The sequence below is a fragment of the Paenibacillus paridis genome (genome assembly GCF_006345825.1).
Taxonomy (GTDB): Bacteria; Bacillota; Bacilli; order Paenibacillales; family Paenibacillaceae; genus Pristimantibacillus; species Pristimantibacillus paridis.
Window position 1 is genome coordinate 50,002 of the sequence record NZ_VCIX01000073.1, and the last position, 14,814, is coordinate 64,815.

11 protein-coding genes are annotated in these 14,814 nt (G+C 46.2%); all 11 read left to right on the top strand.

Going from position 1 to position 14,814, the window contains the following annotated elements:
• The first annotated feature begins 9 nt into the window (after positions 1 to 9).
• The 11 genes from FJQ58_RS05790 to FJQ58_RS05840 all read left to right on the top strand — a co-directional run bounded on the left by FJQ58_RS05790 (position 10) and on the right by FJQ58_RS05840 (position 14,739).
• On the top strand, positions 10 to 858 hold the full coding sequence (locus tag FJQ58_RS05790) for a sugar phosphate isomerase/epimerase family protein (RefSeq protein WP_139991482.1): 849 nt from the start codon (positions 10 to 12) through the stop codon (positions 856 to 858).
• A 112-nt stretch (positions 859 to 970) separates the two neighbouring features.
• The gene (locus FJQ58_RS05795) at positions 971 to 2,521 is read left to right on the top strand and encodes an ABC transporter substrate-binding protein (protein ID WP_139991483.1); all 1,551 of its coding nucleotides are present in this window, start codon (positions 971 to 973) and stop codon (positions 2,519 to 2,521) included.
• A 441-nt stretch (positions 2,522 to 2,962) separates the two neighbouring features.
• Positions 2,963 to 3,928, top strand: a complete 966-nt coding sequence (locus FJQ58_RS05800; protein WP_139991484.1) for an ABC transporter permease — start codon at positions 2,963 to 2,965, stop codon at positions 3,926 to 3,928.
• A gap of 81 nt (positions 3,929 to 4,009) precedes the next feature.
• On the top strand, positions 4,010 to 4,894 hold the full coding sequence (locus tag FJQ58_RS05805; RefSeq protein ID WP_139991485.1) for a carbohydrate ABC transporter permease: 885 nt from the start codon (positions 4,010 to 4,012) through the stop codon (positions 4,892 to 4,894).
• Positions 4,895 to 5,002: 108 nt separating this feature from the next.
• Positions 5,003 to 6,757 (top strand): sensor histidine kinase, encoded by a 1,755-nt coding sequence (locus tag FJQ58_RS05810; RefSeq protein WP_139991486.1) that lies wholly within the window; start codon positions 5,003 to 5,005, stop codon positions 6,755 to 6,757.
• Positions 6,754 to 8,349, top strand: a complete 1,596-nt coding sequence (locus tag FJQ58_RS05815) for a response regulator (RefSeq protein WP_139991487.1) — start codon at positions 6,754 to 6,756, stop codon at positions 8,347 to 8,349. The genes FJQ58_RS05810 and FJQ58_RS05815 overlap by 4 nt, the downstream gene beginning before the upstream one ends.
• Positions 8,350 to 8,597: 248 nt before the next feature.
• The gene (locus FJQ58_RS05820) at positions 8,598 to 9,449 is read left to right on the top strand and encodes an SDR family NAD(P)-dependent oxidoreductase (RefSeq protein ID WP_162341337.1); all 852 of its coding nucleotides are present in this window, start codon (positions 8,598 to 8,600) and stop codon (positions 9,447 to 9,449) included.
• A gap of 45 nt (positions 9,450 to 9,494) precedes the next feature.
• Positions 9,495 to 11,078 (top strand): GH35 family beta-galactosidase, encoded by a 1,584-nt coding sequence (locus FJQ58_RS05825; protein ID WP_238403836.1) that lies wholly within the window; start codon positions 9,495 to 9,497, stop codon positions 11,076 to 11,078.
• A gap of 125 nt (positions 11,079 to 11,203) precedes the next feature.
• Positions 11,204 to 11,419, top strand: a complete 216-nt coding sequence (locus FJQ58_RS05830; protein WP_139991489.1) for a hypothetical protein — start codon at positions 11,204 to 11,206, stop codon at positions 11,417 to 11,419.
• Between the two features lie 48 nt (positions 11,420 to 11,467).
• Entirely contained in the window at positions 11,468 to 12,226 is a 759-nt protein-coding gene (locus FJQ58_RS05835; RefSeq protein ID WP_139991490.1) for an SDR family oxidoreductase, read from the top strand.
• A 203-nt stretch (positions 12,227 to 12,429) separates the two neighbouring features.
• A complete protein-coding gene (locus FJQ58_RS05840) occupies positions 12,430 to 14,739 on the top strand; it encodes a glycoside hydrolase family 2 protein (RefSeq protein ID WP_139991491.1) in 2,310 nt (769 codons plus the stop codon).
• The last annotated feature ends 75 nt before the right edge of the window (positions 14,740 to 14,814 follow it).

The following is a 14,814-nucleotide window of genomic DNA, read 5'->3' on the forward strand; positions in this document are numbered from 1 at the left end:
AGTGTACGGATGGTCCGTAAGGCTGTGCAGCAGTTTCAAATCAGATCGGTAGTTGGGACGGAGCAACAGGCCGAAGCTACGCTTAAGGCAATAAGGGACGCGGGATATGATGGCATCGAGCTGTGCGGCTTTCTCGTTCGACCTTTGCCAAAGGCGGCGATTGAGATGGCGAAAGCTGCAGGTATTGAACTGGAAAGCAGTGCTGAGCTCGATTGGGGGGCATTAATTAAACAATCTGGTCTGGAGGTTGTTGGTCTTCATGAAGATCTGGATATGATCCTTATGTTAACGGGGAGCATTGTGGCGGACGCTAGAGCATATGGAACGGATACAATTATCGTTACAGGAATGAGAAGCTTCGATTTTTCAAGCAGACAAGCAGTGATAGACCTTGCTGAAAGACTGAATCAAGCAGGCAGATTGCTGGAGAAGGATGGACTTCGCTTGTTGTATCATAACCATAATAGCGAGCTGCGCAAAGTCGATGCGGATAAGAGCGCGTTTCAATTGCTCATCGAACTAACAGATCCTTATTATGTGAATTTCGAGTTTGACTCTTATTGGCCTACAGAAGCAGGCTATGATGCTTTAGCACTTATGAATCAACTTGGCAGCAGAATGAAACTTTATCATATTAATGATCGAGGCTTCCGCGTTAGTGGACCAACCGCTTCGATTATCGAGTCGGGCAGTATGGAGCTGGGCTACGGCAATATGAATCTTGAAGCTCTCGTGAATACAGCGAAGAGCTATGGCGTGCAGGCCGTTATCCTGGAATCCCATACAAACTGGATAGATGATTCTCCGATCAAATCGCTGCAGCTAAGCGCTAGGTTCATGAATGAACATTTATCGTGACCGAACAAGTCGCGAAAGCGTTATCAAAAAAGTCGTCAAAGTGTTAGCCGGTACAAGGGGTATAACGATACGATGTAGGTGTAAGTTAAAGTTAAATAAGGGGGATTGCAATATGAGAAAAAATTTGAGATTTGTCGTTTTGACACTTGCAGCGGTCATGCTGATGGGGTTGATCAGCGCGTGCTCGTCGTCTAAAAATGGAGAGAACGCTGCAACTAATGCTCCATCGAACAATTCGTCGAGCACGCAGGAGCCAAGCAACAGCTTAGACGAAGCAACGAAGGATCCTTTCGAGATCACGCTTGCGTTGCCAATCATCGGAGCAACGCCGGCAGATCTTGCGTTGGTTCAAGATGAAATGAGCAAAATTACAAAAGAGAAAATTAATGCAACTGTGAAAATTTTGCCAATAAGCATTGGCACATGGACACAACAAATGAATTTGATGTCATCTAGCGGTGAGAAGCTGGACTTGGTGTTTGAGTTTGGACAAGGCTATAGCGCCGCTATGGCAGCTGGGAAAATTATTCCGCTGGATAGTCTTTTGGAGCAATACGGGGCGGGAATCAAACAGGCGATTGGTCCCGAGTATTTGGCAAGCGCCAAGCTTAAAGGGGAAACGTATGCAGTACCTGTGTACAAAGACTACACAACCGGAACAAATTCGATTCTGATGGATAAAGCGCTGGTAGACAAGCATAAGATTGATGTAGCCTCCATCAAAGGGCTGGATGACCTAGATCAGGTATTTAAAACGATTAAGGAAAATGAGCCTGGAGTTGTTCCATTTGCAGTAGGATTACTTGTTCCTGCGGATAAATATGGCGATTATGACAGATTGGGTAATCGATTCGGCGTATTGCCTGGATTCGACAATGGACTTAAGGTTGAGAACATATTTGAGTCCAAAGAGTACGAGGACCATTTGAACAAGATGCACAGCTGGTTTAAAGCAGGCTACATTAATAAAGACGCGGCTACGAGCCAAATCAATGGTACAGAAATGGTGAAGGCGGGCAAAGCCTTCTCTTACTTCGACGGCCTAAAGGTTGGCGGTGCGGAAGTGCAAAGTGCAGCAGCAGGAAAAGAACTCATAGCGGTACCGATATCGTCTAACACCTATGCGACAACAACCGACGCAACAGCGGGATTGTGGGCGATCTCCAACAACTCCAAAAATCCTCAAAGAACGATGATGTTCCTGGATCTTATGTATTCGGATAAGGAACTATCTAATTTGTTCTTATGGGGTATTGAAGGCAAGCATTATGTGAAGGTGTCTGATAACACGATTGATTATCCAGAAGGCGTCGAAGCGACGACAGTAGGATATTCTATTCAAACATGGATGGTTCCTAACCAATCTATCGGCTTTATTCGGACTTCTGACTTGCCGAATGTATGGGAACTAACGGCGGAAGCGAATCAGAAAGCGATCAAATCGAAAGCTCTTGGTTTCGCATTCAATTCGGAGCCAGTCAAGAACGAAATTACCTCACTTAATAATGTCATCGAACAATATAGAAAAGCGCTGGAGTCGGGAACCTTCGATCCAGCCGACAAACTTCCAGAGCTCAGACAGAAGCTAAAGTCTTCAGGGATTGATAAAGTCATCGCGGAAAAGCAGAAGCAGCTCGACGAGTGGGCAGCATTGAACAAATAATAAAGACAAAATGGTTCTAGCACAAAGGAATGGGGTCTTTAACATCCTTCAATCATTCTTTTAATGAATAACATTGATTCCCGCTCTTTAGTAGCGGGAATTTTTGATTTGTAGGAGAATGACCTCTCAACTCAAGAAGTCGTGAAACGGTTAACAGATTAGTCGCGAAGTTATAGCTGGCTCTACAAGAGTTGAAATTTGATGAATGAGCTTGTACTGAAAAACCTTGAGAGGAGCAATTCGAGATGACAAACCGAGAAATAATTCAATTTAAGAGCAATGAAACCGGATCCTGAGAGGGTCCGGCTTCAAAATCGAGTGAGAATAAAGTCGTAAAACCGTTATTGAAAAAGTCGTCATTCCGTTAGTTAGCAATACGGTCTTCCCTTATGATAAGGATAGTCAGAAACAGACAACACATGAACAGGAAGGGGAATGACAATGGCACAGGCCTCAGCGGTAAATGCCCAAAAAGCCGTAAAGAAACCTATAAAAAGGAAAACCCAATATCGGAAATATGCACCGCTTCTGATTATGATGATTCCCGGACTTCTTTACATTCTGATTAATAACTATCTCCCAATGCTCGGAATCGTAATCGCTTTCAAGGATGTGAACTTCGCTAAAGGCATCCTGCAGAGCGATTGGGTCGGACTCGCCAACTTCGAATACCTGTTCAAGACTTCCGATGCGTATATCATCACACGCAATACGATTCTCTACAACCTTGTATTCATTATTCTAGGAACGGTGCTTTCGCTCGCTGCTGCAATTCTGTTGAATGAAATCAAGAGCAAGGTGCTCGTCAAAGCGTATCAGAGCATCATCACGCTGCCGCATTTGATTTCAATGGTTATCGTCGGTTATCTTGGCTTCGCTTTTTTAAGCCCGGATACGGGATTCCTCAACAAAACGGTGCTTCCATGGTTCGGCATTGAGGAGGGCATCTCATGGTATACGGAAAATAAGTATTGGCCTTGGATTCTGACCCTGGTTCATTTCTGGAAGGCAATTGGATATTCCAGCATCGTATACTTCGCAGCGCTGCTTGGTATTGACGAGGAATATTACGAGGCGGCTAGACTTGACGGCGCTTCCCGATGGCAGCAAATTCTTCACATCACGCTGCCGATTATTGTTCCGGTTATCACCATGTTGACGCTACTGAACATTGGACGGATTTTCTATTCCGACTTTGGACTGTTTTATCAGGTTCCAATGAACTCCGGGGCACTATTTGAATCAACCTCCACGATCGACACTTATGTCTTCAGAGGACTGATGGGCTCAGGTGACATCGGTATGTCTACGGCGGCGGGCGTCTATCAATCGATCGTCGGCTTTATCCTCGTCATCTTGGCAAATCTAATCGTCAGACGTTTCAACAAAGATAATGCGCTGTTTTAAAAATCCCCCAAAAGTGACGACGGCCTCCGTAGCGAATTCCGTTTACTTTTGGGAGACCCGTAAAAATTAGGAGGTCCCGATATGAAAAACGAAGACAGATTTATAAGTTGGTTCAGCCATATTTCGATGTTTCTATTCGCTGCGGTTTGTCTTATTCCGTTCCTGCTGCTTATATCAGCATCCTTGACGGATCAGAATGCGATTACCGCTCACGGTTATTCTTTCATCCCGCAAGTGTTCAGTACGTCAGCTTATGAATATTTGTTGGACAGAGGCTCAGACATCGCGAGAGCTTACGGTGTAACGGTATTCGTTACGGTATTTGGTACGGTAGTCGGGTTGGCCATTACGGTATTGTTGGCTTATCCGCTATCCAGGAAAGAAACGCCGCACCGAAATCTGCTCATGTTTATTATCTTCTTTACGATGCTGTTCCATGGGGGGCTCGTCCCCTCATACCTGGTGTATGCACAATTGCTCGATTTGAAAAACTCGATATGGGCGCTTATCATACCAGGGCTACTCACAAATGGTTTTTATATCATGATGATGCGAACGTTCTTCCAGTCGACTGTACCGCCGGCGTTAATCGAATCGGCGCAGCTGGACGGAGCTAATGAATACCGAACGCTTTGGTCCGTCGTACTGCCACTGTCGACGCCAGTCATTGCGACAATCGGCTTGTTTACCTGCATCATGTATTGGAACGACTGGCAGAACGGGATGATTTATATTACCAACCCTGAGCTGTTCAGCGTGCAAAATCTACTTAACCGAATTATGCAGGATATTCAGTTTATTACAACCAACATGAGCGCTAATGCAGGAGAAGCTATGCAGCAGATGCCGACCGATTCAGTCAAGATGGCTATTGCGGTAATCGGCGTGCTACCGATCCTCGTTGCTTATCCGTTCTTTCAGAAGTACTTCATTAAAGGGATTATGATCGGTGCTGTAAAAGGTTAAACTGATCGTAAATGAGGTCCAAACGCCGCAACCAGGCACAAGGTTGTGGCGCTTGGACTTTCATTTCGTATATGATGAAGGAAACTTGACGATTAAGGAGCCAGGAATATGAAGATACCCGGATTGTTGCAGCGACGAGGTTCCCTAAGGTTCAAGTTGATTTTAAGCGTGCTGATCATGACGGGACCACTGTTAACAATGCTTATATATAATAACTTTTATGCCATTGATGTCGTTAGGGAGCAGGTCGCGGATTCGTATAAAAACATGCTGACTCTATACATGAACCAGATCGATTCGGGATTAAACGATGTGGATGCCTATATGAATTCCATGTTATCGGGCATTGATTTGGTTTCTCTTGATCAGGCCGAAACGGATGCGGATTATTACGACTCGAAGGTATATTTGTTTAATAAATTGAGCAAGGATATTCCTTTATATGATTCCCTGAGTTCTTTTTTCGTTTATGCGGATAAAAGGAAGGACCTTATGGATGTGAATAAGACGCAAAATTTAACGTTTGAGGAAAAGGATCACATTCAACAATATGTTTCTGATCTTATTCGATCCGCCAGCATTCCAAGTAACTCGACACAAAGATGGCATTACGCCCGGATTGGGCAAAACGATTATTTCATTGATATCGTCCGATCCAGCAGCGTGTATTTGGGCGGCTTGGTGAGAACCGACCAATTGCTAGCGCCTCTCCAAACTCTTCAAATCGGAGAAGGTGGGGGAGTACTGCTCGCGAATGCCAAGGGAGAACCAATTACGGACACGGAGCTAGTCGATAAGAATGGAATTCAGCTGTACCAAAGCGAAGACGAATATTATTTGACCGGTTCAGATCGGAAATTTTTGATCGTTAATTCGGCTTCCGTCAGAGGCGACTTCAAGCTGGTCGCTGTCATACCGGATCACCAAATCTTGGACAGGCTTCCTTACCTGCAAGGGATCATATGGTTTATTACTGCTTCATCCCTGCTTTTTATCCCAATCGGATTGTATTTCATTAGACAGGCCATACTCGTGCCTTTATACCGAGTCCTTGTTTCAATGAAGAAGGTCCGAGGTGGAGATTGGAGCATTCGGGTAGATATGCACAAAGGCGGTTCGGAGGAGTTCAGAGTACTCGGAGAGTCATTCAACTCCATGATGACGGAAATCGAAACGCTTCGTGTTAACGTTTTTGAAGAGCAGCTTAATAAGCAGAAGGAAGAGCTGCAGCGGCTGCAGCTGCAGGTTAACCCCCACTTCTTCTTGAATTCTCTAAATATCGTTTATAATTTGGCAAAGGTTAAGAATTATGAATTAACGATGAAATTGACACGGTCATTGGTACAATATTTCCGCTACATGTTTAGAAGCAATACGACATTCGTCCTATTGAGAGACGAGCTGGAGCACACTCGGAACTACTTGGGCATTCAAGCTTTGCGTTTTCCAGAGAAACTGACATGGACTCTTGAAGTGCCAGACTATTTGACGGATACGCCAACTCCTCCACTTGTCATTCAGTCGTTCGTCGAAAATTCGATTAAACACGCGGTTACGATGGACAAACCCGTTCATATATCCGTACGAATTGACTTTGTGGACGAAGACAGCGGGTCCTGGGTTAAAATCAGTATTCTAGACACGGGCTGCGGGTTCGGTGTAGAGGTACTTCGCGAGCTGCAGGCGGGCAGAAGCGTTGAAAATGAACGCGGAGAGCATACCGGAATATGGAACGTACAGCGACGGCTGAAGCTATTGTATGGAGATTCGGTATCCATTGATTATGCTAACGATCAGGAAACGGGCGGTGCTTCAGTATTCATAATTCTCCCGATAAATCCCTTAATGGAGGACAAGAAATGAACGATCACTTGCTCATCGTCGACGATGAAATTCATGCCATTGAAGGCGTAAAAGCGGATCTCGATTTGCAAAAGCTCGGGATCTCGGAGCTGTATACCGCCAATAATATTAGACAGGCGAAAGAATGCTTCGATAACGCAAAAATCGATATTCTGCTATGTGATATCGAGATGCCGCAGGGGAACGGCTTGGAATTGCTGACTTGGGTAAAGGAGCATTATCCGCAAACGGTCACGATTTTTTTGACGAGCCATGCCGACTTCAAATACGCGAAGGAAGCACTCTCGCTCGGTAGTCTTGACTATTTGCTTAAGCCAGTGCTCTCGGAGGAACTGGAGAGCGCTATTCGAAAGGCTCAGGCTGTCATCGATAAGAACAGCGAAAATACTCGTAACATTAAATTTCATCAATTGTGGCAGAAGCATGAATCGTTCATCATTGAACGTTTCTGGTTCGATCTGGTCCACCATTCGATCCCCAGCCACCAAGCTGCGATTCGGGAGCAGGTCGAACAGCATCATATCCCGATTACGGAGGATTCTGTTTTCTTTCCGATCTTGATTTCCATTCAGCGCTGGAACAAGGAACTGAAGAGCAGGGACGAGAAAATTCTTGAATACGCGCTTAAAAATTCCGCGCAAGAGATACTTATCGGAAGCCATGATAACGGAATTTGTTTTCAGCTCGATAGAGGGCTGCTGCTCGTGATTTTGATGTCGGAGAGAGATATCCCTTGGAATGAGGAAAGGCTTAGGGAAGCAGCTGGTCTCTATGTGGAGTCTTGTCATCGCTATTTCTACTGCAACCTTTCCTGTTATTTGGGACGTTTTGCGGAAGTGCATGAGATGGCCGAAATGGTGGCTGCGCTACGGGATCGCGACCGGAACAACGTTGCTTATATCAATCGAGTACTTACTCTCGAACGAACGGAGCAAGCAGATTACCCGGCACAATTGCCTGAACTCGGCGCTTTGTCTTCATTGTTGAAAACCGGCACGAAGGAATCGGTCAAGCATGAAGTGGAGAAATACTTGGGCGAACTCGTTGCCAGCCATGAGATCAATGCGGATACACTGCATCAATTCAGTCAGAACTTTATCCAGGTTTTGTATACGTTTCTGAACAAGAATGGCATACAGGCTCACCAGTTATTCGGAGATGAGCGTTCAAGGCGCTTATCAGAATTGGCGGGGCGATCGGTTACCGATATGATTGTCTGGGTTCATCATGCCGTTAACAAAGCGATGTTTCAAGCGGATGCGGTTAAGGAAAATGATACCGTCGTTCTAACTGTTAAACGGTTCATTGCGATCAATATGGATCAAGACTTATCGAGGGAGACGATCGCAGAGCAGGTTTATTTGAACCCTGATTATTTGTCCAGAATTTTCAAAAAGGAAACGGGCTACTCCATTTCGGACTATGTCTTATTGGAAAGAATTCATAAGGCGAAGGAACTGCTGCTTCAAACGAATGTGTCCGTTAGCGCCGTTGCTTCTTCGGTTGGATACACGAACTTCTCTCACTTTGCAAAAATATTCAAAAAGTATGTTGGAATAGGGCCGACGGAATTTCGTAATCAGTCCAGTTAAATGGGAGAAGAGGTTGTTGCTCAATGCAGCAGCTTCTTTTTTTTTTGGATATAGGAAGGAATAAGCTTCATGCTTATTCTTGGTCTTATATTCAACGAGAAACAAAAGCTTAAGCCGCCGAAGGAATGCGTTAGCCGCTTGTGATTGATTGGTCGTGAAAGTGTTATTCAACATGTCGTCTAACCGTTAGTCTGCCGATGGGCAAGCAGATATGATGAAACTAAGCACGAAAGGGGATGGATAAAAGCATGAATGACAATTCGAACGCAAGACGTCCAGTCGCTGTTCTAACGGCTTCTTATTCCAGCATCGGAACTGAGCTGAGTAAGCAGCTCGCCAGCGCCGGTTATGATTTGGTCGTTATTAATAGGAGTATTGATCGAACGAACCAGCAGCTTATTGATCTTAAAGCTTTCGTTCCCTCTGTATCCGTGCAATCGATTCAAGCTGACCTATCGAATCATCGGGACATACGGCGGGTTGCCGAGCAGGTAGCGAGAATTCATGATTTTATCGACCTCCTCATCCATAATGCAGGTGTCGCAACGGATCGACTAGAGCTATCCGTTCAAGGCAACGATCTCCATTACGAGGTGAATACGTTTGCCCCGTATCTGTTGACCAAGCTGCTCCGACCGCAATTAGCTTCCGCGAACAATGCCGTTGTCGTCGCAGTCGGTTCAAGCGGGATGAGAATGGCACGTCAATTCGACCCAAAGGGACTAAGAAAGCCTCATAAATTCAGGAGGTTCCAGCCTTACGCCCATACGAAGCTGGCGACAGCCGCGGTATTCCATGCGATGGCCGCTGATTATGCCAAGGATGGCATTGCGCTTCGGATTGCCGATCCGGGGCCTACTCACACACCGATGTCTCTTAGTGGAGCGATGCCGATATGGTTTCGGTTGGTTCGCTGGTACTTTGTCCCTCCTGAGAAAGGCGCCAAGCGCATATTCGAGGCGGCAACCGCTCCGACTGATGACGGTCGGAGTGAATTATATTTCGAGTTCGGAAGAACTGCTGCACTTCCTCGTGTTGCAAGAGATACCGCAGTGCAACAACAGCTGCTCGCGATTCTTCGCGGGATGGCGGATTCTTAAACACCATTAACATACAGGAAGAGGGGGATTTACTTGTTGAATCAAGTGCTGCAAAAAAAAGAACACCTGCTAGTTGATCAAGGGAGACCGTTTATTATGCTGGCGGGAGAGGTCCATAATTCAAGCTCTTCATCCGCTGAATATATGGAACCCATCTGGGAAAAAGCTGTCAAGCTCGGCATGAACAGCTTATTGCTGCCCGTCACTTGGGAAATGGTCGAACCCGAAGAAGGCGTGTTTGATTTCCGAATCGTAGATGAACTGATTGCCCAAGCGAGAAGGCACGAGATGAAAATTGGCTTCTTGTGGTTTGGCGCCTGGAAAAACGCACAGTGTTATTATGCGCCGTCATGGGTCAAGACGGACTTGGAACGCTTCAAAAGGGCAGAAGTCGAGAAAGGTAAAAATAAGACAAATCTAAAAGATTTCCATGGGATGTTATACACAACGCTTTCTTATCTTTGCGAAGCAACCTGTGCGGCTGATGCTAAAGCGTTTCGGGAATTCATGGTGCATATTAAACAAGTGGACGAAAAAGAGAAAACGGTTATTTTGATTCAGGTGGAGAACGAACCAGGGCTGCAAGGGGCAGCGAGAGAACATTCAGATGCGGCTGATGCTCTGTTTGAAGCGAATGTTCCGCAGCCATTCGTCGATTATATGAATAAGCAAATCGCGACCATGGCCGCGGATGTTCGCGAGGCCGTTGAGAATGGCGCGAAGAGAGGTAACTGGCAGGCGGTATTCGGAGATGCAGCGGAAGAAGTATTTAGTGCGTTTCACGTTGCAAATTATATAGATAAAGTAGCTGCTGCAGGCAAGGAGATATATCGTCTGCCTATGATAACCAACTGCTGGTTGGACAAAGGCCAGAAGGCCGGGAAGTATCCGAGCGGTGGGCCGGTAGCCCGAGTAATGGAAGTGTGGAAATACTGCGCACCAAATGTGGATGTGATCGCACCGGATATTTATGTTCAAAATTTCTGCGACGTGTGCGACGAGTACGTCAAGATGGGCAACCCTCTTTTTATTCCGGAGACGGCGACCCATAGCTACGCAGGCTCGAGGCTCGTTTATGTGGTGGGGCATTATCATGCGCTGGGTTTTGCTCCGTTCGCGTTTGAGAACTTAGGAGAGCCATTTACGGCCATCGACAGCTATCTATTCGGCATGGATACCACCGACCCCATGTTGAAAACACCGCAAAACGTAGAGGAATACGCATGGTATAACAAAACTCTTAACAGTATGATGCCGTTATTGACGGGGAAATATGGCACGTTAGATTTGCAGGCAGCAATCATCGAGCGTCCAGAACAGGACATGATGGTGTTCGGGGAATATGGATTCAAAGCGCTCATGAATCTGCCAATTTTGACTCGGAAAGACGGGGTATGCCTTGTACTGAAAGCGGCGTCGGATGAGTTCTATATCATTGCAAACGGCTGTCTCGTCATACCATTCTCCGCAAACCCGGCAAAGCCCAATGTGGATATCATATCTCTGGAGGAAGGACGTTTTGAACAAGGAAATTGGAAAATGATCCGGAGGCTGAATGGGGACGAGGTCGCGATCATGCGGTATGAGAAGCCTACGTTGCTGAAAATCAAATTGTTCGGCTACCAATAAAGAGGAATGAAGTCGTGAAAGTGTTATTCGAGATGTCGTCTAACCGTTAGTCCAACTGGGGGTAAGTAGATATGATTATACTTAGCAAGCATACTACCGCATGACTTAAGGAGGTGAATACGACAATGCAATTCGATCAAAACTCCAAAGTGGGAGACTTGCTGGGAAACGCAGCAGCGAAAGCCGTGCTGGACAAACATCTCCCGGGATTCTCGACGAATCCAATGACCGGAATGGCTGGCGGGTTTGCGCTCAGTCAATTGGCAGCCTTTCCGCAAGCGAATATCTCTTCTGAAGTACTGGCATCCATCGTTTCCGATTTAGCTGCTATCGAAGAATAATAAAAGAACCGGATATTCCGAAGAGTCGGAACTAAGGAGGTTGAATAGATGAAGCTCAAAGGTAAAGTAGCGATCGTCACGGGAGCAGCATCTGGGATGGGCAAAGCAATCGCGGAGCTCTTCGCCGAAGAAGGTGCGAAAGTGGCCGTTTCCGATCTGAATGCCGATAACGCTGGCAAGGTGGCTCAGGGAATCGAGGAAAGAGGCGGAACGGCTATCGCGGTGGCAACCAATGTCGCCGTCGAAGAAGACGTTCAACGCTTGATCGAAACGGTGGTTCAGACGTATGGTACGGTGGACATTCTGATCAACAATGCCGGCATTATGGACAATTTCGTGCCTGCGGGGGACTTGACGGACGAGCTATGGGACAAAGTATTCGCCGTGAATACCACCGGTACGATGCGGACAACGCGGAAGGTCCTTCCTATCTTCATCGGCCAGAAGAAAGGAGTCATCGTTAATATCGCTTCGGCCGGCGGCTTGTTTGGTTCAAGGGCGGGAGCTGCTTATACTGCTTCGAAGCACGCGGTCGTCGGATTCACGAAGAATGTAGGCTTCCAATATGCGACGCAAGGTATTCGCTGCAATGCGATCGCGCCGGGCGGAGTCGCAACGAATATTGCGATGACCATAACGGCACCGAATCCGTTCGGCGCAGAACGCGCGCAGATCGGCATGGGCATTAACCCCGGCATAGGCCAACCGGAAGACATCGCGAAGGTGGCATTGTTCCTTGCTTCTGACGATTCAAGCTTTGTTAACGGCACGACGGTTACCGCCGATGCGGGCTGGACGGCCTATTAAACGAAGAACATCGTTCCCCTTATTGAAGGCAGGCGCGGATTCCGTTCCTGTACCGTAAGGGGATTTTTTCTATAAACAAGAAGTCGTCAGAACGTTAGTCGATAAGTCGTAAGAGTGTTAGAGGCGAGAATCTATTCGTCTTATCATAGGGGGATAAAGGGAACACCTATTATTGAGACTGGGTCTCTGAAGGGGCGAGTGCAATGAGAAGGATCAACCAGATTAATGATGCATGGCGATTTATACGTCAAAACGAAGAGCTTGCAGAAGCCGCAACTTATCAAGACTTCCATTGGAGTGAGGTTCATCTCCCGCACACCTGGAACGCGGTGGATGGGGCGAACGGCTATGAATATTACCAAGGGGCTTGCTGGTACAGAAAGGAGCTCGTCCTTGATTCTTCCGATGCGGGAAGAAAAGTGTTTATCGAATTTGGCGGTTCTAATAGCATAACCGATGTCTATGTGAATGGTCGGCATGCGGGCCAGCATAAAGGCGGTTACTCCACCTTCAGGTTTGATATTACAGCCGATGTTGCTTTCGGAACGAAGAACGTGATCGCGGTTAAGGTGGATAATACCGTCGTGGATGATGTCTATCCTCAGAAGGCAGATTTTACTTTCTACGGTGGTATTTACCGCGATGTGAACATCCTTGTAACGAACCCCGTTCATTTTGACACGATGGATTATGGCTCGAGCGGCGTTTATATCGTTCAGGAACAGGTGTCACAAGAAAAGGCTTATCTCAAAATCGAATCCCGATTAGTAAATGACAGCGACGAGGAGAAAAAAATCAGGCTTTGGGTAGATATTGCGAATGCTGACGGTGGTGCGGTAACGTATGCCGCCAAAGAAGTCGTCTTGGCCGCTGGCGAGGCAAGAACGGAAACACTGTCATGCATCATCGACAATCCGATTCTCTGGCATGGCAGAAAAAATCCCTATTTGTATCAGGCAACGGTTTCTATGACTAGCTTCAACGATACGGTCGATAGAATCGAGATTCCGTTCGGCATTAGGTACTTTCATGTCGATTCCGAGAAGGGCTTCTTCTTGAACGGTGAGCACTTGCCATTGTACGGGGTATCAAGACACCAGGACAGAAAAGATATGGGCTGGGCCATTACGGAACAAGAGCAAATCGAAGATATGACATTGATCAAAGAAATCGGAGCGACCTCTCTGCGACTTGCCCACTACCAGCATAGTCAAATTTTTTACGATTTGTGCGACAAGGAAGGCATGGTGGTGTGGGCGGAGATTCCTTTCATTTCGATTATGTCGCAAAACGAATTGGAAGGGATTAATGCCAAGCAGCAGATGCTGGAACTGATCAAACAGAATTTCAATCACCCTTCGATCATATTCTGGGGGCTGCAGAATGAAATTCAAATCGGTGGAGAACGTCCGGAGGTTAGAAGACTTGTAAAAGAGTTAAACGAATTGACCAAGAAAGAAGATCCCACTAGACTGACGACGATGGCCAATGTACTATTCGTTGACGAAAGAGACGAATTCAACCGGATGACTGATGTGGTCGGATACAATAAGTATTATGGCTGGTATCACGGCAAGACTGAAGATTTTGATCCTTGGATAGACAAATTTCATGAAATCAATCCCGACAGACCGCTATGTATTTCCGAATACGGTGTAGAAGGGATCGTGCAGTATCACAGTGCTGAGCCGAAGGTGAAAGACTATACTGAAGAATACCACGCGCTTTATCATGAAGTGGCTTGGAAAATTTTCGAGAAAAAGCCGTTCCTTTGGGCAACGTATGTTTGGAATATGTTTGATTTTGGTGCCAATATCCGAGATGAGGGCGGAGTTAAAGGAAGGAACAACAAAGGGCTGGTCACCTATGATAGGAAGATAAAGAAGGACGCGTTCTATATGTACAAAGCCCATTGGTCCGACGAGAAATTCGTCCATATTGCCAGCAAGCGCTTTGTGGATCGGGCCGAGGACAGCATTCAAATCAAAGTTTATTCGAATTGCTATAAGGTTACGCTTTATCTGAATGGCGAAGAACTGCAATCCAAGTCCAGCGAAGAGAAAGTTTTTGTTTTCGAGAATATCATGCTGGCTGAGGGCATGAATGAAATTCTTGCCGTGGCAATTGGAAATCTCGTAACCTATCAGGATCTTGCATGGTTTAATAAGGTTGAAGAACCAAATACAAGTTATGAAACGCCGCAGGTCGCGGATAAACGCGAACAAGTTAACAACTGGTTCGAGCTGCCTGAAACGAGCATAGAAGAGTTAGCGGAGTTACAGATTACAGACGATGTGTATTCTACCCGTTGCACCTTTAAAGAGCTATTTGCCAATAAAGATGCGGAAATCGTCCTGAATAAGTACGTTGGAGAAGGCTTCAGGGACGTGCCGCAATACCCTATGATGCAAGGATTTACGATTGACATGTTGGCAGGTATGGCACCGGAAAATTTCCCTGACAAGCTCATATTCGCGATAAATAAAGAACTCACAACAATAAAAAAAGTATAGTTCTGAAAGAATTCTGCCTCCATGAAGACGACATCTGACTTAAAAATGGAGAAATTTTAATATAGGAAGTCGATA